The organism is Streptomyces sp. DH-12 (assembly GCF_002899455.1).
Taxonomy (GTDB): domain Bacteria; phylum Actinomycetota; class Actinomycetes; order Streptomycetales; family Streptomycetaceae; genus Streptomyces.
In genome coordinates, this window is record NZ_PPFB01000001.1 from 3070384 (window position 1) to 3091727 (window position 21344).

Below are 21344 nucleotides of genomic sequence, written 5' to 3' on the forward strand. Positions count from 1 at the left end.
CTCCTCGCACCCCGTCGAGCGGTCGCGACCCCGCGGTGGTTCAGGGTGTGACTCAGCTCGACTTGACCTTGATCTCGCCGCTGATGATCTTCTCCTTGGCCGTCTCTATGGCTTTCTGGAGCTCGGCGTCGTCCGCGAACTTCGGGTTGGAGTTCGACAGGCTCACCTCACCCGTCTTCAGATCGCCCTTGACGATACCGGTCGCGGGCTTGCCGTCCTCGACCGACTTCGCCAGGTTGTACACCGCCTTGGCGACATCCTTCATCGCCGAGGTGAGGATCGAGTCCTTGTACTTGGCGAGGGCTTCCTGCTTGTACTGGTCGGAGTCGACGCCGATCGCCCACACCTTGTTGGCGGCGGCGGCCTCGATGACGCCCTGACCGGACAGACCGGCGGCCGCGTAGACCACGTCGGCCTTCTTCTCTATCTGGCCCTCGGCCGCGCTCTTGCCCTTGTCCGGGCTGGAGAAGCCGCCCTCCTCCGCGGTCTGCGTGAGGAACTGCGAGATGACCTTGACCTTGGGGTCGGTGTCCTTGACGCCCTGCTCGTAGCCGGCCCGGAACTTGTGGATCAGCGGGATGTCCACACCGCCCACGAAGCCGACGACGTCGGTCTTGGTGGTCTTGGCCGCGGCGACACCGGCCAGGTAGGAGGCCTGCTCCTCGGAGAACACCAGGTCGGCGACGTTCTCCGCCTCGACGGTGGCGTCGTCGACGATGCCGAAGGTGGTGTCGGGGAACTTCTCCGCGGCGCCCTTGACGGCGGAAGCGTAGGCGTAGCCGACGCCGACCACCGGGTTGTAGCCCTGCTTCGCCAGCGAGACGAGGCGCTGCTCCTTGTCGGCGTCCGTCTCGCCGTCGGTGGGCTCGACGTCGGCCGTCTCGTAGCCGAACTCCTTCTTGGCCTGCTGCAGGCCCGCGAAGGCGGCGTCGTTGAAGGACTGGTCGCCGCGGCCGCCGACGTCGTACGCGATGGCGAGGCCCTTGCCCTCCTTCGACTCCGAGGAGCCCGAGGAGGTCGAGGTGCCGCCGCAGGCGGAGAGGGCGAGGGCCAGGGAGGCGGTCGCTGCGCCTGCGACCGTGATCCGGGAAATCCGGCGCATGTGTGGTGCTCCTAGTCGTACAAAGCGCCGGGACGGTACAGCTACGGCGCTGGCTTCGCCGCAGATTAACGCGCGTAGACCTGCCTGAAAACCCCTTCTGTCCACCTTGTTATGCGCCCGTGTTCAACCTGGTTCCGGCCACCGGGACAAAGTGTTGCTGTTCGCGAACGGAGGGTGGCTTTGGGTGAGCGTCCGGCGCTTTCCGAGGGCCCGGAGGAGACACGGAGGGGGCACGGAGAGGTACGGAGGGGCACGGCGGAGCGGGCGGGCGCCGTGTGCGCCCGCCCGCTCCGTACGGGAGGTCAGTGCCGGGGACGGCCCGGCGCGGGGATCACTCCGTGTCCACCTTGATGGCACCGTCGGTGATGCCCTTCTTGGCCTCGTCCACGGCCTCCTTCAGGCCGGCGACCTCGGCCATCCTCGGGTTGCTGTCGGAGAGGCCGACGCCGTCCACCTTGAGGTCGAAGACCTGGGTGCCGGTGAGCGGCTCGCCGTCCTGGACGGACTTGGTCAGCGTGTACACCGCGCCGCCGACGTCCTTCAGGGCGGAGGTGAGGATGTAGTCCTTGTAGCCGGCGAGGGCTTCCTGGTTGTACTGGTCGGAGTCGACGCCGATCGCCCAGACCTTCGCCTTGGCCGCGGCCTCGATGACGCCCTGACCGGAGAGGCCGGCCGCCTGGTAGATGACGTCGGCGCCCTTCTCGATCTGGCCCTCGGCGGCGGCCTTGCCCTTGTCGGGGCTGGAGAAGCCGCCCTCCTCCGCCGTCTGGGTGAGGAACTGGGAGATCACCCGGACCTTGGGGTCGGTGTCCTTGACGCCCTGCTCGTAGCCGGCCCGGAACTTGTGGATCAGCGGGATGTCCACACCGCCCACGAAGCCGACGGTGTCGCTCTTGGTGGCCTTGGCGGCGGCGACGCCGGCGAGGTAGGAGGCCTGCTCCTCGGCGAAGACCAGGGAGGCGACGTTCTCGCCCTCGACGACGGAGTCGACGATGCCGAAGGTGGTGTCGGGGTACTTGGCGGCCACGGCCTCCATCGCGGGGCCGTAGGCGAAGCCCACGCCGATGACCGGGTTGTAGCCCTGGCGGGCCAGCGAGGCCAGGCGCTGCTCCTTGTCCGCGTCGGTCTCGCCCTCGGTGGGCTCGACGTCGGCGGTCTTGAAGCCGAATTCCTCCTTGGCCTTGGCGAGGCCGGCGAACGCGGCGTCGTTGAAGGACTGGTCGCCCTTGCCGCCGATGTCGTAGGCGATGGCGGCGCCGAGGTCGTCCTTGGAACCCCCGCTGTCACCGTTGTCACTGCTGGTTCCACCGCAGGCGGTGGCGGCGAGCGCGAGCGAAGCGACCCCCACCGCTACGCGGGTCAGTATGGATATCCGACGCATCTGAAGTTCCCCATTCTCCAAAGCCCCGCAGCGGGTGCTCGGTTCGGCGCACATTAACGCGCGTAGACACTCCTGGGAACGGGGTCGTGCGGGGCCGTTATCCATTCGTGCCGATGGCCGGTCACGCCCTTGTGAGCCGTGGGGCCGCAGGGGGGCCGGGCGGGCGTACGCGTCTGCACGGGGCCCACGCTGCACCCCCCGGGGCCGGGCCGCAAGCGGAGGGAGCCGGGGGCGGGTGACGCACGCGAGGGCGGCCGTGTCCGCCGGGGACACGGCCGCCCTCGTCCCGCCTGCGCCGTTACCGCAGGGCGTCCAGCAGGGCGGCGGCGGTGAACAGTTCCACGCCGACCGTGATGGCGTGCTCGTCCACGTCGAAGTCGCCCTGGTGCAGGTCGCGCACGATCCGCTCGCCGGGGGTGCGGACGCCGAGGCGGGCCATGGCGCCGGGGACGCGCTCCAGGTACCAGGAGAAGTCCTCGCCGCCGAGGCTCTGTTCGGTGCCCTCGACGGACTCCGTGCCGCGCCGGGCGATCATCGCGTCGCGCAGCAGCTCGGTGGCCCCGGCCTCGTTGACGACCGGCGGGACGCCGCGCACGTAGGTGATCTGCGACTTGGCGCGGTGCAGATTGGCCACCTCGTCGATGGCCTCGACCACGATGTCCGGCGCCTGCCGCCAGGTCTCCAGGTCCAGGCAACGGATGGTGCCGGAGAGCTCGGCGTGCTGCGGGATGACGTTGGGCGCGTGGCCGGACTCGACCCGGCCCCAGGTGACGGCGAGCCCGCTGCGGCTGTCGACCCGGCGGCCGACCAGCGCGGGCACGTCGGTGACGACCCGGGCGGCGGCGGTGACCAGGTCGGTCGTCAGGTGCGGGCGGGCGGTGTGGCCGCCGGGGCCCTCCAGGGCGATCTCCAGCCGGTCGCAGGCGGAGGTGATGGCGCCCTGGCGCAGCCCGATCCTCCCGGCGTCGACGCGCGGGTCGCAGTGCACGGCGAGGATCCGGCCCACGCCGTCGAGCGCGCCGTCGGCGATGGCCTCGGCGGCGCCGCCGGGCAGCACCTCCTCGGCGGGCTGGAAGATCAGCCGGACCGGGCGGGGCAGCAGGCCCTGGCGGTGCAGTTCGGCCAGCACCAGGCCGGCGCCCAGCACCACGGTGGTGTGCACGTCGTGACCGCAGGCGTGGGCGCGGTCGGGGACGGTGGACCGGTAGGCGCAGCCTGCCTTCATGTCGGGGATGGGCAGGGCGTCGATGTCGGCGCGCAGGGCGAGCATCGCCGCGTCGGTGCCGGCCTCCTCGTCCGTCCCGATGTCACAGATCACCCCGGTCCCGCTGGAGAGCACCCGGGGGCGCAGGCCCGCGCGCTGCAGGCGTTCCTTGATCGCGGCGGTGGTACGGAACTCCTGGTTGCCGAGCTCCGGGTGCATGTGGAGGTCTCGCCGGAACGCCACGAGTTCCGCGCGCAGCGCCTCGGGCAGCGCGCCGGGGAGCACCGCTCCCCCGGGGAGATCGATCTCGGACTCCAGTGACATCAGTGGCTTCACCCTTTGAAGAGTAGGGCTCCGAAGCACTCCACTGTCCCCTGATCAAGAAAAATCAGCCCGTTGGAGGGAGAAAATCCGGCTGCCCTACGCATAGCTGTTCAGTGAGATGGGTACACTCACCGCCCTTTTGGGAGGGTAGGGGCGTTCCGGCCTGCCGGGCCATGAGGCCGGTCACAGTCCCCGCGCGGGCGTCGGCACCATCCGTACTTCCACGGTTACCACGCTCGGCCCAACCCACGCTGACCGGTTCATCCGGCGGACAGCGGGCGCCGGGCCCGGGTGTGTCCGGGGCGGGTTCAGCAGGGGCGCGGGGCCGCCGGGCCGGGGTCCGTGCGGCGGTGCGGGGCGACGGCGCGCAGCTGGTGGGCCTCCCGCGCGGTGCCGGCGACGTCGGCGAGGAAGCCCCGGGCGCGCGGGGAGGCGTGGGCGGTGAGCCACGCCGGGTCGATGTCGCACACCTCGATCCGCACATCTGTGCCGGCCAGGGCGAGCGGCAGGGTGTGGACGACGGTGGAGGGGAAGCTGACGACCGTACGGCCGACGGGACCGCGGCGGGCGACCAGTTCGAGGGGCAGCTCGGGGCGGACGATCTCCAGGCCGGTCTCCACGGCCAGCCGGTGCAGCTTCTCGGTGGTCTCGCGGCGGTGCGCGAAGTAGCGCCGGGCGCCGTGCGTCCGGGCGAGGACGCCGACCGCCCGCACGTAGGCGTCGGCGTCCACCACGCCCGTCTCCACCAGGGAGGTGCCCACCAGGTCGGCGCCCTGGGTGACGCGCGGCGGTCCGAAGCGGTCGCGGGTCCAGGCGAAGGTGTGGGCGCGGACGGTGACGCCGGGCGGGACGTCCGCCATCGGCATGGAGGTGAAGACCTCCACCGTGCGGTCCTCGCCGGGGGTGAGCCGGCGCCGGGCGGCGGCGGACACCGGGGCGAGGACCAGGTCGCGGGGGCCGGGGCGGCCGCCCTTGCGGTGCCAGCGCACCAGGCGTTCACCGCGGGCGAGCTGGCCGGCGAACTCCATGGTCGCCGTGCCGTCGTCGACGACCACCACCTCGGGGGCCCGGGTGATGGTCAGCAGCAGTTGCACGTACCGGGAGAACGGGTCGCCGAGGACGACCCGCCGGGCCCGGCGCAGCGGCGCGGCGAGGCCGCCTATGGTGCGCAGCGGGGCGCCCGCTCCCCCGCGCGCCTCCTCCCAGCGGACGTCGTGCCCCTCCTCGCGGGCCAGCTCCGCCATGCGGCGGAGCTGGCCGCGGGTCATCGGGTCGACCGGGGACAGCACGACGAGTGCGAGTCCCGCGCCGGGCGCGTGGGCGTGCGCCCACTCCAGCACGTTGAGCAGCTGTACCGGGCTCTCCACGAAGGCGAGCGTGCGGGGGCCGGTGCGGCCGGCGCGGGGGCTCATCGACGTACGACCGTTCCCGTCGTAGGGGTGGGTGGGGGCGGGTCAGACGGCCACGGGCTCGCCGGCGGCCGTGGCGATCTCCGCCTCGGCGACGACACCGGCCACGCGGCGCAGCTTCTTCATCGGGCCGAGCTCGGAGTCGTAGACCTTCTTCACGCCGTCGCCGAGGGAGGCCTCGATGGTGCGGATGTCGCGGACCAGGCGGGCCAGGCCCTGCGGCTCGACGGAGGCGGCCTGGTCGGAGCCCCACATGGCGCGGTCGAGGGTGATGTGCCGCTCGACGAAGCAGGCGCCGAGGGCGACCGCGGCGAGGGTGGTCTGCAGGCCGGTCTCGTGGCCGGAGTAGCCGATCGGGACGTTCGGGTACTCCTGCTGGAGGGTGTGGATGACCCGCAGGTTCAGCTCCTCCGCCTTCGCCGGGTAGGTGGAGGTGGCGTGGCAGAGCAGGATGTTGTCGCTGCCCAGCACCTCGACGGCGTGGCGGATCTGCTTCGGGGTGGACATGCCGGTGGACAGGATGACCGTGCGGCCGGTGGCGCGCAGTTCGCGCAGCAGCTCGTCGTCGGTCAGGGACGCGGAGGCCACCTTGTGGGCGGGCACGTCGAACTTCTCCAGGAAGGCGACGGCCTCGGTGTCCCACGGGGAGGCGAACCAGTCGATGCCCTTCTCCTTGCAGTAGGCGTCGATCTGCCGGTACTCGTCCTCGCCGAACTCCACGCGGTGCCGGTAGTCGATGTACGTCATCCGGCCCCAGGGGGTGTCGCGCTCGATGTCCCACTGGTCGCGCGGGGTGCAGATCTCCGGGGTGCGCTTCTGGAACTTGACGGCGTCGCAGCCGGCCTCGGCGGCGGCGTCGATCAGCTTGAAGGCGTTCTCGAGGTCGCCGTTGTGGTTGATGCCGATCTCGCCGGTGACGTAGACGGGGCGGCCGGGGCCGGCCTCGCGGGAACCGAGGGTGCGGATACGGGAGTCGCTCATGACCAGGGGTTTCCTTACTGGGGGAGGGTTTCGAGAGAGGGACCGAGGATCCAGCCGGCGATCTCTCGGATCGCGCCGTCACCGCCGGGGAGGGTGGTGACCGCGCGGGCGGCGCCGCGTACGGCGTCGTGGGCGCTCGCGACCGCCACGGGCCAGCCGACGAGGGCGAAGCACGGGAGGTCGTTGACGTCGTTGCCGACGTAGAGCACGCGCTCGGGCGCGATGCCCTGCTCCTCGCACCACTGCTTGAGGGCGAGGTCCTTGCGGTCGACGCCGTGCAGCACGGGGAGCTTCAGCTTGCGTGCGCGGGCGGCGACGACCGGGTTCTGCTCGGTGGACAGGATCAGCAGCTTCAGGCCGCTGCGGCGCAGGGCGGCGATGCCGAGGCCGTCGCCGCGGTGCACGGAGACGAACTCCCGTCCGTCCGCGTCGATCAGCACCCGGTCGTCGGTCTGGGTGCCGTCGAAGTCGAGGACCACCGCGTCGATGTCGCCGGCGGTGGGCAGGCCGGTCCGGCCGGCGTCGAGGAGCGGCGCGAGGGCGCGGGCCCGCGCGAGGTCGTGCGGGTCGTCGACCTCCAGGACGCGCGCCGGGTCGGTGCGCACGAGGTCGGTGCGGCCGAAGAAGCGGTGGCCGTGCTCGCGCAGGCCGGCGGCGTCCATGGCGTAGGCGGCGCCGGTCTCCAGGAAGTCCTGGGGGCGGTCTTGGCGGCGGGGGCGGACGGCCTTGTCGTGGTTGACGCCGTGTCCGCCGCCGGCCGCCGGGTCGCCGCTGCCGGGGCCGTGACGCCAGACGAAGCCGTGGAAGGGGGCGACCGTCACCGCCGTGTCGGCGCCGCCGTGGGCGACCGCGGCGGCCACCCCGTCGACGTCCTCGCGGGTGAGGAAGGGGCTGGTGCACTGCACGAGCAGGACGACGTCCACCCGCGCGCCGTGCAGCGCCTCGTAGGCGTCCAGGGCGTGCAGCACGGCCGCCTCGGAGGTGGCGGTGTCCCCGGCGAGGTCCGCGGGCCGCGGCACGACCTCGGCGCCCGCCTGCCGCGCGGTCTCGGCGATGGCCGCGTCGTCGGTGGAGACCACCACGTCCGTGACGTGCCGGGCGGCGCGGCACTCCCGTACGGCGCGGGCCACCAGGGGCACGCCGCCGACGGGGGCGAGGTTCTTCGCGGGGACGCCCTTGGAGCCGCCGCGTGCGGGTATCACGGCGAGCACCCGGCGGGCGGCCGGAGAGTCGGACATGGGGTCAGCTCCTCGAAGGGGGGTCGGGGCGGTCACAGCTCGCCCATCCGGCGGATCGCGGGAGCCACGCGCTGCACGCCGTGGCGGTAGGCGCCGCGTGCGGTGCGGCGCACGATCCGCCGGACCGGCCCGGGGTCCCGGCCGGCGGCGGGCGCGCCGGGCAGCGGCGTCCCGTCGGGGCCGAGGTGGTGGCGGGCGAGGATGCCGGGCAGGTAGCCGGGCGCGGTGACGGGCGTGTAGTACGGGGTGAGCGGCGGGAGTCCGCCGGGCTCGTCGAGCAGCTCGGCGATGCGGGCGCGGGCCGCGTCGAAGGCCGTCGCGTACGAGCCGTCCGCCGCGACGCCCTGGCGGGCCAGCCACTCCTCGTCGGGCACCGGACGGTGTCCGGCGTCGAGCTGGTCCCAGGAGGCGAGGCAGCCGGAGCCCACGAAGTGGTGGTTGCCGAGCGCCTCGCGGATGCCGAGGTCGGTGAGGACGGCGGTGGGGACGCGCCGGTGCAGCGCCTCCAGGGCGGCCGTCGAGCTGACGGTGACGAGGAGGTCGGTGCGGTCCAGGACCTCGCCCATGTGCCCGTAGACCAGGCGCAGGTTGGCGGGGAGGGCGAGGCCGCGGGCCAGCTTCTGGTAGGGCAGTTCCTCGATGTGCGTGGTGTGTTCGCCGGGCCGGGAGCGCAGCTTCAGCAGCACCTCGCGCTCGGGGTGGCGGCGGGCGTGCTCGACCAGCCGGTTCAGCAGGTACGTGCGGTCCGCGCGGGTGTCCGGCACGGACGGCTGGGCGGCGAACACCACCCGGTAGGGCTCGTGGTCGCCGGTGTGGGGCGCGCCGCCGAGGAACGGCAGCGCGACCTCGGTGACCGCGCCGGCGTCGGCGCCGACCCCCTCGTAGACGGCGCGGAAACGCTCCGCGTCCTGGCGGGAGTTGGCCAGCACCAGGTCGGCGCCGTGGCGCAGCAGCAGGCCGTCGGTGAGCTTCTCGTAGACGACGCCGACGTAGCCGGTGACGACGACGGGACGGCGGGGCCGGCCGGCCCAGACGCGTCCCAGCCCGTGCAGCATCGCCTGCACCCCGCCGCCGACCAGGGCGAGCACGAGAACGTCGTACGACCCGTACGTCTCCTCGCGCAGGGCGTGCAGGAACTCGGTCGCGGTGACCTCCCGCAGGGAGTCCGCGCGGACGCCGACCTCGCCGAGCTGGCGGGCGGTGGGCGTGGCGCGGCCCCGCAGCAGATATCCGTCCAGGCGGATGTCGCGCGGCGCGATGCGTTTCGCGGTGAGCGTGCCCCATTTCCAGCGGGTGTCGGAATCCGCGAGGACCGCCACCCTGAGGGGCTTCGTTGCACTTGCTGGCACACCGGAGAAGTTAGGAAGCGAATTCCGCGAACGGCCCAACCGCGCCTCAACGAAACGTTAACAACACCCCACCGAGAGCCGAACCCGGCCGGGAAAATGGCGGAGTCAGACGCGATCCACCGGACCGACACACGGAGTTCACCGCCCGTACGGCCGGCGGACGGAAAGCGCTCCGGGCGGTCTCCTAATGTTTTCCGGGTGCCGAAGCTTTCCGTGATCGTGCCTTTTCGCAATGTCCGTCCGTACGCGCCGGACGCGCTCAGGAGTCTGCGCGCGAATGCCCGCGCGGATTTCGAGTTCGTCCTGGTCGACGACGGTTCGGAGGACGACACCCCGGTGCTCGTCGAGCGGGCCGCCGAGGAGCTGGCCCGTGTCGCGCGGGTCCGTCACATCCGCCGGGAGCGCGCCGGCGGGATCGCCACCGCGCGCAACGCCGGGCTGGACGCGGCGGGCGGCGAGTACCTGACCTTCCTGGACGGCGACGACTGGTACGCCCCCGGCCACCTGTCCCGGCTGGTCGCCGCGGCGGAGGAGCTGGGCTGCGACTTCCTGCGCACCGACCACGTACGGGTCACCGGGCGTGCCCGGACCGTGCACCGGGTGCCGGTCGGGCCGCGGGACGAGGTGCTGGACCCGCGGGCGGCGATCCTGCCCGCCGACCGGACCACCGCGGTGGACTACCCGCAGGCGTGGGCCGGCGTCTACCACCGGCGGCTGCTGGAGCGGGGGCTGCTGCACTTCCCCGACGGACTGCGCACCGCCGAGGACCGGCCGTGGATCTGGCGGCTGCACCGGGAGGCGGAGTCGTTCGCCGTGGTGGGCCTGCTGGGCGTGTTCTACCGCAAGGGCGTCGCCTCCTCCCTCACCCGGATCGGGGACGAACGGCAACTGGACTTCGTCCCCGCCTTCGACCGGGTGGTGGCGGAGACGGCGGCGGACCGGGACGCGGACCGGCTGCTGCCGAAGGCGGTGCGGACGTACTGCGCGGTGATCGACCGTCATCTGGCCGAGCGGGACAAGTTCGAGCCGGCGGTGGCCTCACGGCTGCGGACGCTGTGCGCGGACGCGTTGCGGCGGCTGCCGCGGGACGTGCTGGACGAGGTGCTGGACTCGATGGACGCCGGGCGGGCGTCGCGGCTGCGGCGGCTGCGGCGGGCGCCGCTGCGCGCGGGGAAGGGGGCCGCGTGAAAACGGCCGGCACGCAGATCTTCTGTGCGGCCACTCCGTCGGCGGTCGTCGTGATGGCGGCCGCGGTCGAGGCGGGGCTGCTGCCGGACGCGGGGCGCCGGATGCTGCTGGTGTGCGACGACGCGCCGGTGCCGGAGGCGGCCCCGCCGTGGGACGAGGTGCCGGGCTTCGCCCGGCTGCGCGCCCGCTTCGACGCGGTGCTGTCCTGGAACGAGGCGATACGGCCCTTCCACCCGGCGGCCTGGACGCCCCGCACGGAGGACGTCCCGCTGCTCGAACGGCACGTCCGGCGGCTGTGGGCGCTCGGGGACGACCGCGTGGAGCTGGTCCTGGGCGCCCCGGACGCCCCGCCGGCGCAGGCGGTGGCCCGCGTGTTCACGGGCGCGCCCCTGCACGTCTGCGCGGGCGGACCGGCGGACTACGGGCCCACACGGGGCAAGCTCGACCCGCTGATCGGCACGCGGGTGCGGCAGGTGCTGCACCTCGACCTGGTGCCGGGCCTGACACCGCTGCTGCTGAGCGAGTTCGGGGCGCCGGCGCGGGTGGTGCCGACGGAGGCCTTCCGGGCGGTGGCGGGTGAGATCGCCTCGGCGGTGAAGGGCGTGCCGGAGGGGGCGGCGCTGGTGGCCGGACAGTGTCTCTCCGCCCTCGGGATCACCGACCCGGGCGGGGAGGACGCGCTGCACGCGGAGATGGTGCGGGCGGCGGCCGGACGCGGCCACCGCCACGTGGTGTTCGCACCCCACCCCGCCTCCCCGGTCCGGTACGGCAGCGCGCCGCGGGCCGAGGCGGAACGCCTGGGCGTGGACCTCACGGTCCTGGACACCCCCGTCCCGGCGGAGGCGCTGTACGAGGCGTGCCGCCCGGCGCTGGTCGTCGGCTGCTCGTCGACCGCCTTGTTCACGGCGTCCGCCCTGTACGGCCTCCCGGTCGCCCGCGTCGGCACGGAGCGCCTGCTGGACCGGCTGACGCCGTATCACCATCCGCACCGGATCGCCCTGGTCCTGGCGGAGGCGGTGCTGCCGGGGGCGGAGTCCGGGGCGGGGCCTGCGCTGTCGGAGGCGGGCACGGTGCCCGGTGCCGGGTCCGGCGGCGAAGTCGCACGGGTCGAGGGCGGCGACACGCCGCCGGTCCCGCGCGGCGGGGACGCGCCCTCGGGTGCTCGGCCCGCCGCCGGGAACGGGGCCGCCGGCGACGGTCTGCGGGGACTTCTGAGCACCCTCGCCTTCACCGTGCGGCCGCAGGTGCATCCTTCGCTGCGTGCCGTCGCGGAGCGGTATCTCGCGGCGGGGGCGTGGGACCGGCGGTGGTTTCCGCGGAGGCGGCTCACCGCGTTGGGGTTGCCGGGGGGTGTGCCGAGGCAGGTGGTGTTCCTGTCGCGGAGCCGGATCGCCCGGCGGGTGGTGCGGCGGGTGCGCACGGCCGTGCGGGGCTGAACGATGTCACAAGCCGTCCCGCGCGCGGCGGGGACGCGTCCTTCCGCCAATCACCACGGCGCCGGGGGCCCGCCCCGGCCCGGCGGGGCGAAGGCGCCCGGAAGTGGCCGGGTATCCGCGCCGGGTCCGGCCGGGTGCCGTCTGAGCACGAACACCCGGGCACGGGTCGGCTGTTGGCCGATGACTGTTCACCGGATGTCCACCCGGACGCCATCGGCGGACCGCCGTGCCGGGGCACATTCGGCGTCCGGAGCGAGGACGGTCCCGCATCCGAAGCTCGCCTGCTTCCTGTCCGGCATCGGCCGCGAGGAGCGGGGACCGCCGGTGCACGCCCGGGACCTCGGCCCGCTGTTCCCGGAGCGGGCGTCCGCGGTCCTCGACCACCACCCGGCCGCCGTGGCGGACGCGAACACCGCGCAGCGGCCCCTGTGGGAGACCACGCGGGCGGACCTCGACGAGCTGAGGGAGGTGTTCGGCCCGGCCCGAGCCACCGAGACCGCCGCCGCTTCCCGTCCCGAAAGAGAGAAACCCCGTGCCGAAACTGTCCGTCGTCGTCCCGATGCACAACGTGGAGGCGTTCGCAGAGAGCACCCTGCGCAGTCTCGCCGCCAACGCGCACCCGGACGTCGAGTTCCTGATCGTCGACGACTGCTCCACGGACGCCACGCCCTGGGTGATCGACCGGTGGGCGGAGAGGCTGCCGGGCGCGCGGGTGATCCGGCACGACACCAACCGGGGGATCGCCCAGGCGCGGAACTCCGGCATCGACGCGGCCGACGGGGAGTACCTCGCCTTCCTCGACGGCGACGACTGGTACGGCCCGGGGCACCTCGCCGCGATGGTGCGGGCGATGGACGAGCTGGGCTGCGACTTCGCCCGCACGGATCATGTGCAGGTCACCGGCACCGAGCGGGTGGTCAAGCGGCCCCCGGCCCCGGTGCGGAACGCGGTGATGGACCCGCGCGACGGGATCACGCCCGTCGACACGGAGACCATGGTCGACTACCCGTTCGTCTGGGCGGGCATCTACCGCCGCCGTCTCTTCGACGACGGCGGGATGCGCTTCGTCACCGAACTGCGCACCGCCGAGGACCGGCTGTGGATCTGGCGGCTGCACCTGACGGCGCGCACCTACGCGTCCCTCGGACTGCACGGGGTGTTCTACCGGCGGGGCGTCGCGACCTCCCTCACCCAGATCAAGGACTCCCGCCAGCTCGACTTCATCCCGGCGTACGACCTGCTGCTGCGGGACGTGCAGGGCGACCCGGAGTGCGACCGCTTCCTCCCGAAGGCCGTCCGCACCTACTGCGCCATGATCGCCTTCCACCTCGGCAAGGCGGACGCGTACGAGCCGTCGGCGGCCCGGCGGCTGCGGCAGGAGGCGCGGGAGGCGCTGCTGCGCATGCCCCAGCACGCGCTGGAGGAGACCCTGACCACCATCGACAGCACCCGGAGCAGGCTCCTCGGCCGCCTGCGCGACGGGCGGAAGGCTGCCTGACCCATGCACCGCACCACGCAGATGTTCCAGGTCTCGACCCTCTACGGCGCCGCCACCCTGGCCGCGGCGCTGGACGCGGGCCTGTTCGGACCGCGCGGCCAGGCCCGCCGGATCCTTCTGGTCTCGCACAATGCGGCCGTCCCGGAGACCGCGCTGCGCCTGGACGAGATGCACGGCTACGGCCCGCTGGCCGCCCGCTTCGACACGGTGGTGAGCTGGAACGAGGCGATCAGCCCGTACCACCCGAGCGCCTGGGGTCCGCGCGGCGCGGACACGGTGCTGTGGCAGCGGGCGCTGCGGCTGCTGTGGGGCATCGACGAGGACGAACGGGTCGATCTGGCCGTCGAGTCGATCCAGGCCAACCCGGCCCGCGCGCTGGTCGCGATCTTCTCCGAGGCGTCCGTCGACGTCTACGCGGACGGTCTGATGAGCTACGGCCCGACCCGGGAGAGGCTGCCGCTGACCCTCGGCCGGCGCGTCCGGCGGCTGCTCCACCTCGACCTGGTCCCCGGGCTGCGGCCGCTGCTGCTGTCCGAGTACGGCGTGGAGCCGGTGATCGTGCCGGACGGGGCGTTCCGCGCGGTGCTGGACGAGGTCGCCCGGGAGGCGGCGGACGACCCGCTCCTCGCGCCCGTGCGCGAGGAGCGGCCGACGGCCGTGCTGCTCGGCCAGTACCTGGCGGCGATCGACATCCTGAGCGCGCGCGAGGAGGAGGACCTGCACGTGCGCATGCTCACCGGGGCGGTGCGCGCCGGGCACCGCTCGATCGTCTTCAAGCCCCACCCGACCGCCCCCGCCGGCTACTCGGCGGCGCTGCACAAGGCGGCGGCCGACGCGGGCGTGCGGCTCACCGTGCTGGACGCGCCGCTGCTCGCGGAGACGCTGTACCACCACGCCCGGCCCGAGCTGGTCGTCGGCTGCTTCTCCACGGCGATGGTGACCGCGTCCGCCTACTACGACGTGCCGGTGGCGCGGGCGGGGACGGCCCTGGTGCTGGACCGGCTGCGGCCGTACCAGAACAGCAACCGGATACCGCTGACGCTGGTCGACCATCTGGTGCCGGACCTGGAGCGGGACGAGACCCCGGCCGTGCTGGGCGCGGCGCCCGCGTCGCTGGAGCCGCTGGTGCGGACCATGGGCTTCTGCATGCAGCCCCGGACGTATCCGGCGCTGCGGGGGCCCGCGGAGGAGTGGCTGCGCGCCCACCTCGCGGACAGTCCCGCCCCGTACTTCCCCGCCCTGCGCCTGGCCGAGCTGGGGCTGCCCGGCAGCAGTCCCGCCACCCGGGCGCGGGTCCGCGCGGCACGCGCCCGGCGGAAGGTGGGGCGGGCGGTCCGCGGTACCCGGAAGCGGTGACGCGGGGCCGCCGCGCCGTTCCCGGCGGCCCCGCGTGCCGCCGGGAACGCACCGGCCACGGGCACGCCACCGTCCCGTCAACTCCCGTACACGCCAGGGGTGCACAGTTGCGCGGTGACCGACGACATCGCCGTACGCATGCCGCAGCAGAAGAGCGGCACCGGCTCTCCCCCGGCGCGGACCGCCACGCGGGAGCACCGTTACGACATCGACCTTCTGCGGCTGGTCTGCTCCGCGACCATCATGGTGGGCCACGTCGGCGCCCTGTTCATCCACGCCACCGGCAACGACCCGGCGAACGGCGCCGGCTCCTACTGGGCGGGCCACGTCGCCGAGGCGGTCAACCCGTTCGCCGTCCCGGTGTACTTCGCGGTCGCCGGCTGGGCGGTGCTCGTGGGGGCGCCTCCGCGCGACGGCGCGCACATGCGGCGGCGGATCGTCCACAACCTCGTGCCGCTCTTCGTGTGGACGGGCGTCTACCTGGCGTGGGCCTGGCTGCGCGACCGCAACGAGCGGCCCATGACGGAGCTGGCGGCGGACTCCCTCTTCGGCTCGGTGCGGCCCGCCTACCACCTGTGGTTCATGTACAACTACATCCCGGTGATCGCGCTGCTGGCCCTCGTGGTCCTGCTGCGGTCCGGCCGTCGCCCCTGGGGGCTGGGCGCGGCGCTGCTCGGCATCGCGGTGACGCCCAGCGTGCTGACCACGGCCGCCGAGGTGACGGGCCGGGAGATGCCCGCCTCCTCCTGGGGCTTCGCCTTCTACGCGATCGTCTACGCGGTGGGCGGGGCGCTGCTGCTGTCCCTGCCGGCCGGGACGGTACGGCCGCGGTGGCCGCTGTTCGTGCTGCTGCCGCTCTCCATGGCCGGGGCGCTCTGGTACAACACGCGGGTCCACTACGTGATGCCCAACGCGCACCTGTTCGTCGCCGTCATGTGCGTCTGCGTCCTGCTGCTGGTCAGCAGGGTGCGGGTGCCGGAGCGGTGGCGGCCGGCGCTGCGGAGACTGGCCGGCGCGGCGCTCGGCGCGTACATGGTGCACGTGCTGTTCGTCGAGGAGATCGCCGCCCCCCTCGTGTCGCCGGACCTGAGCGGACCCGCGGCCGCGCTGCTGCTGGCCGGTCTGCTGGTCACGGTGATGACCCTGTCGTTCGCCGCCAGCCTCCTGTGGGGCCGGCTGAACCTGCGCCGCCTGCTCGGCTGACGCCGCGCCGGCCCTCCCGACCGCCCTCCGACGGATCGAGGTCCCCGTGCCCTTGAACAGCCACGCCCTGCTGACCAGTTCCCCCGCCCGGCGGCTGCTGCGGCCGGTCGCCGACCTCGTCGACCGGCGCATCGAACGGCGGCTGCGCGCCGTGGAGGCCGCGGGCCGGGAGCGGCTGCGGGAGATCGCCGGGACGGTGGAGCGCCAGCAGCTCACCCTCGACCTGCTGCTCGGCCCCGCCGGGCGCGGTCTGTCGCGGGTGGTGTCGCCGGGACCGCTGGGCCGGTTGCACGCCGAGGTGGCGGAGCTGGCCGGGGGCCGGGACGCCGCCGTGCGCAACGTCGCCACGGCCTACCGGCTGCTGGTCGGCCTGGAGTCGCTCGGGGCCGGGCGGATCGCCGGGGGCACGATGAACATCTGCGGCAAGCTCGGCACGATCCCCCTGCTGGACCCGCCGAACGACGAGGTGCTGGAGATCGGCACGCTCCACGGCATGTTCTGTGCGGGGCTGATCCGGATGCTGGAGCGCGACGGCCGTGAGCCGTCCGTGACGATCGTCGACCCGTTCGCCGGGATCCAGCTCCAGCCCGGCACGCCCCGCCGCTCGGACCCGTCCGGCACCCCGGTCGACGTGCGCACGGTGCGGACCAACCTCGCCCTGGCCGGTCCGGCCGGCCTGGCCGCGCGGATCGAGCGGGGTTTCTCGCAGGACCCCGCGGTCCGCGCCGCCGTCTCGGACCGCCGCTACGGTGTGATCGTCGTCGACGGCGACCACTCGGCCGAGGGCGTCGCGGGCGATCTGCGGTGGGCGGAGGAGATCGCCGCCCCGGGCGGGATCGTCGTGCTGGACGACTTCGGCGACCCCAAGTGGCCGGGGGTCGCCGAGGCCCTGGAGGCCCACCTGGCGGGCGCCACCCGCTTCACGTACCTCGGGAAGGCAGCCCTGTCGGCGTTCCTGCGCGCGGACTGATCAACTCGGCCCGTAGCGGGCCTCGATGCCGGCGACGATCAGGGCGAGGCCCTCCTCGAAGTGCTCGTCGTAGTCGCCGAAGAGGGCGGCTCCGGCCTCGGCGGCGAGCGGCCGGCCGGCCATCGCGCGGGCGCGTTCCTCGACGTCGAAGCCCGCCCGGCGCTCCCCCGGGCGCGGTTCGACGCCCTGCTCCTCGGCCACGAAGCCGAGCGTGTAGAGGAACGTCGTCTGGAGCGCCCGTACCGCCTGGGCGAGGGTGAGCCCCGCGGACGTGAGCAGACGGAGGTCGGCCTCCTGCTGCTCGGCGTGCTCCAGGCCGGTGAAGCAGGTGCCGCTGAACACCTTGGCGCCGTCGCGGTAGCCGAGCAGCGTCCGGCGCAGCACCCGGTTGACCCTGAGCAGGCGTTCCCGCCAGCCGTCGTCCGGGCCGGGTTCCGTCCCGTCGAGCATCCGGCGGAACATCTCGGTCGCCATCTCGTCCAGCAGCGCCTGCTTGTCCTTGAAGTGCCAGTAGAGGGCGGGCGCCTTGACGTCCAGTTCCCTGGCGATGGCGCGCAGGGTCAGGCCGTCCAGGCCGACCTCGTTCAGCAGCTCCAGTGCCGTCCCGGCGACCCGTCGGCGGTCCAGCGGCGCGCGTCGTTCGGTGCTCACGCTTGACAACTTAACACCGTTAGGGAGACGCTCGGACGGCGGATCACTTAACGCTGTTAAGGAGGCGGACCGTGAACGACACCTCTGTCCTGATCGTGGGCGCGGGACCGACCGGACTCACCCTCGGCATCGACCTCGCCCGGCGCGGAGTGCCGGCGCTGGTCGTGGAGCGGGAGGACGGACTGTTCCCCGGATCGCGCGGCAAGGGCCTCCAGCCGCGCACGATGGAGGTCTTCGACGACCTCGGCGTGCTCGACCGGGTGCGGGCGGGCGGCGGCCGCTACCCGGTCGGAATGCTCTGGCGCGACGGGGAGCGGCTGGGCGAGCACCACCTGGCGGACCCGGTGGAGCCCACCGAGGAGGCGCCGTACGAGGGCTGGATGGTGCCGCAGTGGCGCACCCAGCGGATCCTGCTGGACCGGCTGGAGGAGCTGGGCGGCAAGGTCGCCCACGGCCGCGAGGTCACCGGCGTCGCCCAGGACGAGGACGGCGTGACCGCCCACTTCGCCTCCGGGCCGCCGCTGCGCGCCGCCTGCCTGGTCGCCGCGGACGGGGGACGCTCGGCGGTGCGCCGGGCGGTCGGCGCCGGCATGACCGGCGAGGCGGTGGACCCGCTGCCGATGCTGGTGGCGGACGTGCGGATCGCCGGCCTGGACCGCGACCACTGGCACATGTTCCCGCCCCGCGAGGGCCGGGACGCGTTCCTCACCCTCTGCCCGCTCGCCGGGACGGACGACTTCCAGCTGGTCGCCCGGTTCGGCGAGGGCGCCCGGGCGGACCTCTCCCCCGACGCGGTGCGGCGGGTCGTGGCCGACCGTACGCACCTCGCCGCCGAGGACGTCACGGACGTGCTGTGGGCCTCCGACTTCCGGCCGCGCGCCGCACTCGCCGACCGCTTCCGCACCGGCCGGGTGTTCCTCGCGGGCGACGCGGCGCACGTGCACTCCCCGGCCGGCGGCCAGGGCCTCAACACCTCCGTGCAGGACGCCTACAACCTGGGCTGGAAGCTGGGCGCGGTGCTGTCCGACGGGGCGGACCCGGCGCTCCTCGACACCTACGAGGAGGAGCGGCGGGCGGTCGCCGCGGACGTGCTCGGCCTGTCCACCCGCATCCACCGGGGCGAGGCCGGGCGCGGCGGAGCCACCCTGCAACTGGACCTGGGGTACCGCGACTCCTCGCTCACCGCGGAGACGCGTACGGAGCCCGGCCCGGTGCGCGCGGGCGACCGGGCGCCGGACGGCCGGGCGGGCGGCGTGCGCCTCTTCGACGCCTTCCGGGGGCCGCACTGGACCCTGCTGGCGCTGGGCACGGACGCCCCCGAACCGCCCGCGGGCGTCCGGCTGGTGCGCGGCCCGTCCCACCGGACGTACGGCACGGGCCTGTTCCTGGTCCGCCCGGACGGCTACGTGGGCTGGGCCGGGGACGCCCCGGACGGGCTCGGCGCCTACCTCGCCCGGTTCGGCCGGCGCTGACGGCGCGCCCGGGCCATGAATCCCGGACGCCCTACGCGCTCGCCGTCGACAGCTTCACCGCGAAGCCCAGGAACAGGGCGCCGGCCGCCGAGGTGGCGCCCGCCGACAGCCGGCGGCGACGGCGGAACGCGGCGGCCAGCCGGGTGCCGCCGAAGATCAGCGCGCTGAGGTAGAGCACGCTGGCGATCTGGGCGAGCGCGCCGAGCACCACGAAGGAGAGCGCCGGATAGGCGTAGGCCGGGTCGACGAACTGCACGAAGAAGGCGATGAAGAACAGGATCGCCTTCGGGTTGAGCAGGCTGACCACCAGCGCCCGGCGGAACGGACGCTCACCGGGCGTCCCGGCGGCGGAGGTCCGCTCCGCGCGCTCCTCCCCTCGGGTGCGCCACATGCCCCACGCGGCGCGCAGCATCCCGACGGCCAGCCAGGCCAGATAGCCGGCGCCGGCGTACTTCACGATGCCGAACAGCACGGCGTTCCCCTGGAGCAGGGAGGCGACCCCGGCGGCCGACAGCGTCATCAGGACGGCGTCCCCGCACCAGACGCCGGCGGCGGCCGTGTAGCCGGCGCGCACCCCGCGGCGGGCGGCGACGGACAGGACGTACAGCGAGTTGGGCCCCGGCAGCAGGATGATCAGCACCAGGCCCGCCAGGTAGGTGGGAAGGTCGACGACACCGAACATGGCAAGGAGTGTCGCACGCCGTGCGACCCTCCTTGACCCCGTCCCGGCCTGCGGGAGCGACGCTCAGAAGGCGTCGCTCGGCACGTACGTGCCCCACACCTCGCGCAGGGCGTTGCAGACCTCGCCGATGGTGGCCCGTGCTTTGAGGGCGTCTTTCATGGGGTGGAGGACGTTGTCGTCGCCCTGGGCGGCTTTCTTCAGGGCGGTCAGGGCGGTGTCGACGGCGTGCTGGTCGCGTTCGGCGCGCAGCTTGGCTAGGCGTTCGGCCTGCTGGGCTTCGATGGCGGGGTCGACGCGGAGGGGTTCGTAGGGTTCCTCCTCGTCGAGCTGGAAGCGGTTGACGCCGACCACGACCCGTTCGCCGGAGTCGGTCTGCTGGGCGATGCGGTAGGCGGAGCGTTCGATCTCGTTCTTCTGGAAGCCGTGTTCGATGGCGTTGACCGCGCCGCCGAGGTCTTCGACCTTCTGCATCAGTTCCAGCGCGGCGGCCTCGACGTCGTCGGTCATCTTCTCGATGACGTAGGAGCCGGCGAAGGGGTCGACGGTGGCGGTGACGTCGGTCTCGTAGGCGAGGACCTGCTGGGTGCGCAGGGCGAGGCGGGCGGATTTGTCGGTGGGCAGGGCGATGGCCTCGTCGAAGGAGTTGGTGTGCAGCGACTGGGTGCCGCCGAGGACGGCCGCCAGGCCCTGCACGGCGACGCGTACCAGGTTCACCTCGGGCTGCTGGGCGGTCAGCTGCACCCCGGCGGTCTGGGTGTGGAAGCGCAGCATCAGCGACTTGGGGTTCTTCGCGCCGAACTCCTCGCGCATCACCCGCGCCCAGATCCGGCGCGCGGCGCGGAACTTGGCGATCTCCTCCAGGATGGTGGTGCGGGCCACGAAGAAGAAGGACAGGCGGGGGGCGAAGTCGTCGACGTCCATGCCGGCCGCGACCGCGGTGCGGACGTACTCGATGCCGTCGGCGAGGGTGAAGGCGATCTCCTGCGCGGGGGAGGCGCCGGCCTCGGCCATGTGGTAGCCGGAGATGGAGATGGTGTTCCACTTCGGGATCTCGGCCCTGCAGTACTTGAAGATGTCCGCGATCAGCCGCAGTGACGGCTTGGGCGGGAAGATGTAGGTGCCGCGGGCGATGTACTCCTTCAGCACGTCGTTCTGGATCGTGCCGGTGAGCTTGTCCGCGCTCACGCCCTGCTCCTCGGCGACCAGTTGGTACAGCAGCAGCAGCAGCGCGGCGGGGGCGTTGATCGTCATCGACGTGGAGACCTTGTCCAGCGGGATCCCGTCGAACAGCACCCGCATGTCGTCGATCGAGTCGATGGCGACCCCCACCTTGCCGACCTCGCCGGAGGCGATGGGGGCGTCGGAGTCGTGTCCCATCTGGGTGGGCAGGTCGAAGGCGACCGACAGGCCCATCGTGCCGTTGGCGATGAGCTGCTTGTAGCGGGCGTTGGACTCCGTCGCCGTGCCGAAACCCGCGTACTGGCGCATCGTCCACGGACGCCCCGTGTACATCGTCGGGTACACACCCCGCGTGAACGGATACTTCCCCGGCTCACCCAGCTTCTCCGCCGGATCCCAGCCCGACAGGGCGTCGGGCCCGTAGACCGGTTCGATGGGCAGTCCGGACTCCGACTCGCGCGCCATGATGTGCATGCCTCCCGCTGAGCAGCGTTGCTCGATCCGATCGCCGGTCACTCGTCAGTCACTCGCCAGTTACTCACCAGTACAGGCCGACCCCTCGACGGACTGTAGCGGTGCGCGTGCGGCCCGGTGGAGGGGCACACGCTGGGACCTTCCTCACAGCCACCGTGGGACCCCGTTCACAGGGCCTCCTGACGGCCGTCGTCCGGTCACTCCCCACCATGCCCGCTTGTTCCGCCCCGGTCACGTCCGGGGTAGA

Annotated in this window: 17 protein-coding genes; 7 read left to right on the plus strand and 10 right to left on the minus strand. The window is 73.4% G+C overall.

What is annotated here, in order from left to right:
• Positions 1 to 52 precede the first annotated feature (52 nt).
• The 7 genes from C1708_RS12490 to C1708_RS12520 all read right to left on the minus strand — a co-directional run bounded on the left by C1708_RS12490 (position 53) and on the right by C1708_RS12520 (position 8988).
• Positions 53 to 1102, minus strand: a complete 1050-nt coding sequence (locus C1708_RS12490) for a BMP family lipoprotein (RefSeq protein ID WP_106412755.1) — start codon at positions 1100 to 1102, stop codon at positions 53 to 55.
• Between the two features lie 331 nt (positions 1103 to 1433).
• Positions 1434 to 2483 carry a BMP family lipoprotein gene (locus C1708_RS12495; RefSeq protein WP_106412756.1) on the minus strand — a complete coding sequence of 350 codons (1050 nt, stop codon included), beginning with the start codon at positions 2481 to 2483 and terminating at the stop codon, positions 1434 to 1436.
• 298 nt (positions 2484 to 2781) lie between these two features.
• Positions 2782 to 4011 carry a M20 family metallopeptidase gene (locus C1708_RS12500; RefSeq protein WP_106412757.1) on the minus strand — a complete coding sequence of 410 codons (1230 nt, stop codon included), beginning with the start codon at positions 4009 to 4011 and terminating at the stop codon, positions 2782 to 2784.
• A gap of 308 nt (positions 4012 to 4319) precedes the next feature.
• Positions 4320 to 5423, minus strand: a complete 1104-nt coding sequence (locus tag C1708_RS12505) for a hypothetical protein (RefSeq protein ID WP_106412758.1) — start codon at positions 5421 to 5423, stop codon at positions 4320 to 4322.
• Positions 5424 to 5465: 42 nt separating this feature from the next.
• Positions 5466 to 6401: an N-acetylneuraminate synthase family protein gene (locus C1708_RS12510; protein WP_106412759.1), complete on the minus strand. Its 936-nt coding sequence runs from the start codon at positions 6399 to 6401 to the stop codon at positions 5466 to 5468.
• 14 nt (positions 6402 to 6415) lie between these two features.
• Positions 6416 to 7639, minus strand: coding sequence for an N-acylneuraminate cytidylyltransferase (locus C1708_RS12515; protein ID WP_106412760.1), 1224 nt, complete (start codon positions 7637 to 7639; stop codon positions 6416 to 6418).
• 32 nt (positions 7640 to 7671) lie between these two features.
• Positions 7672 to 8988, minus strand: a complete 1317-nt coding sequence (locus tag C1708_RS12520) for a DUF6716 putative glycosyltransferase (protein WP_106412761.1) — start codon at positions 8986 to 8988, stop codon at positions 7672 to 7674.
• A gap of 198 nt (positions 8989 to 9186) precedes the next feature.
• On the opposite strand from C1708_RS12520, the gene C1708_RS12525 reads away from it, so the two are divergent.
• The 6 genes from C1708_RS12525 to C1708_RS12555 all read left to right on the plus strand — a co-directional run bounded on the left by C1708_RS12525 (position 9187) and on the right by C1708_RS12555 (position 16639).
• Positions 9187 to 10176 (plus strand): glycosyltransferase family 2 protein, encoded by a 990-nt coding sequence (locus C1708_RS12525; protein ID WP_106412762.1) that lies wholly within the window; start codon positions 9187 to 9189, stop codon positions 10174 to 10176.
• Positions 10173 to 11612, plus strand: a complete 1440-nt coding sequence (locus tag C1708_RS12530; protein WP_106412763.1) for a polysialyltransferase family glycosyltransferase — start codon at positions 10173 to 10175, stop codon at positions 11610 to 11612. Before C1708_RS12525 ends, C1708_RS12530 begins: the two co-directional genes overlap by 4 nt.
• Positions 11613 to 12144: 532 nt before the next feature.
• On the plus strand, positions 12145 to 13110 hold the full coding sequence (locus C1708_RS12540) for a glycosyltransferase family 2 protein (protein WP_106412764.1): 966 nt from the start codon (positions 12145 to 12147) through the stop codon (positions 13108 to 13110).
• A 3-nt stretch (positions 13111 to 13113) separates the two neighbouring features.
• A complete protein-coding gene (locus tag C1708_RS12545; RefSeq protein WP_106412765.1) occupies positions 13114 to 14466 on the plus strand; it encodes a polysialyltransferase family glycosyltransferase in 1353 nt (450 codons plus the stop codon).
• Positions 14467 to 14580: 114 nt separating this feature from the next.
• Entirely contained in the window at positions 14581 to 15669 is a 1089-nt protein-coding gene (locus C1708_RS12550; protein WP_106412766.1) for an acyltransferase, read from the plus strand.
• Between the two features lie 52 nt (positions 15670 to 15721).
• The gene (locus C1708_RS12555; RefSeq protein ID WP_106412767.1) at positions 15722 to 16639 is read left to right on the plus strand and encodes a class I SAM-dependent methyltransferase; all 918 of its coding nucleotides are present in this window, start codon (positions 15722 to 15724) and stop codon (positions 16637 to 16639) included.
• On the opposite strand, the gene C1708_RS12560 is transcribed toward C1708_RS12555, so the two are convergent.
• Positions 16640 to 17290, minus strand: coding sequence for a TetR/AcrR family transcriptional regulator C-terminal domain-containing protein (locus tag C1708_RS12560; protein ID WP_106412768.1), 651 nt, complete (start codon positions 17288 to 17290; stop codon positions 16640 to 16642). It abuts the gene before it with no gap.
• 71 nt (positions 17291 to 17361) lie between these two features.
• Here C1708_RS12560 and C1708_RS12565 point away from each other — a divergent pair, with 71 nt between their 5' ends.
• Positions 17362 to 18762: an FAD-dependent monooxygenase gene (locus C1708_RS12565; RefSeq protein WP_106412769.1), complete on the plus strand. Its 1401-nt coding sequence runs from the start codon at positions 17362 to 17364 to the stop codon at positions 18760 to 18762.
• A 31-nt stretch (positions 18763 to 18793) separates the two neighbouring features.
• Here the strand turns inward: C1708_RS12565 and leuE are convergent, their stop codons facing one another.
• Together leuE and C1708_RS12575 are read right to left on the minus strand one after the other, a co-directional pair.
• Positions 18794 to 19444, minus strand: a complete 651-nt coding sequence (gene leuE / locus C1708_RS12570; protein WP_106412770.1) for a leucine efflux protein LeuE — start codon at positions 19442 to 19444, stop codon at positions 18794 to 18796.
• Positions 19445 to 19507: 63 nt separating this feature from the next.
• Positions 19508 to 21088, minus strand: a complete 1581-nt coding sequence (locus C1708_RS12575; RefSeq protein ID WP_106416273.1) for an acyl-CoA mutase large subunit family protein — start codon at positions 21086 to 21088, stop codon at positions 19508 to 19510.
• Positions 21089 to 21344: the final 256 nt, after the last annotated feature.

What these genes read in the sequence shown, in the direction of transcription:
- C1708_RS12490 (WP_106412755.1), bottom strand. Translation starts at nt 1,102, where the DNA reads ATGCGCCGGATTTCCCGGATCACGGTCGCAGGCGCAGCGACCGCCTCC.
- C1708_RS12495 (WP_106412756.1), bottom strand. Translation starts at nt 2,483, where the DNA reads ATGCGTCGGATATCCATACTGACCCGCGTAGCGGTGGGGGTCGCTTCG.
- C1708_RS12500 (WP_106412757.1), bottom strand. Translation starts at nt 4,011, where the DNA reads ATGTCACTGGAGTCCGAGATCGATCTCCCCGGGGGAGCGGTGCTCCCC.
- C1708_RS12505 (WP_106412758.1), bottom strand. Translation starts at nt 5,423, where the DNA reads ATGAGCCCCCGCGCCGGCCGCACCGGCCCCCGCACGCTCGCCTTCGTG.
- C1708_RS12510 (WP_106412759.1), bottom strand. Translation starts at nt 6,401, where the DNA reads ATGAGCGACTCCCGTATCCGCACCCTCGGTTCCCGCGAGGCCGGCCCC.
- C1708_RS12515 (WP_106412760.1), bottom strand. Translation starts at nt 7,639, where the DNA reads ATGTCCGACTCTCCGGCCGCCCGCCGGGTGCTCGCCGTGATACCCGCA.
- C1708_RS12545 (WP_106412765.1), top strand. Translation starts at nt 13,114, where the DNA reads ATGCACCGCACCACGCAGATGTTCCAGGTCTCGACCCTCTACGGCGCC.
- leuE (WP_106412770.1), bottom strand. Translation starts at nt 19,444, where the DNA reads ATGTTCGGTGTCGTCGACCTTCCCACCTACCTGGCGGGCCTGGTGCTG.
- C1708_RS12575 (WP_106416273.1), bottom strand. Translation starts at nt 21,088, where the DNA reads ATGGCGCGCGAGTCGGAGTCCGGACTGCCCATCGAACCGGTCTACGGG.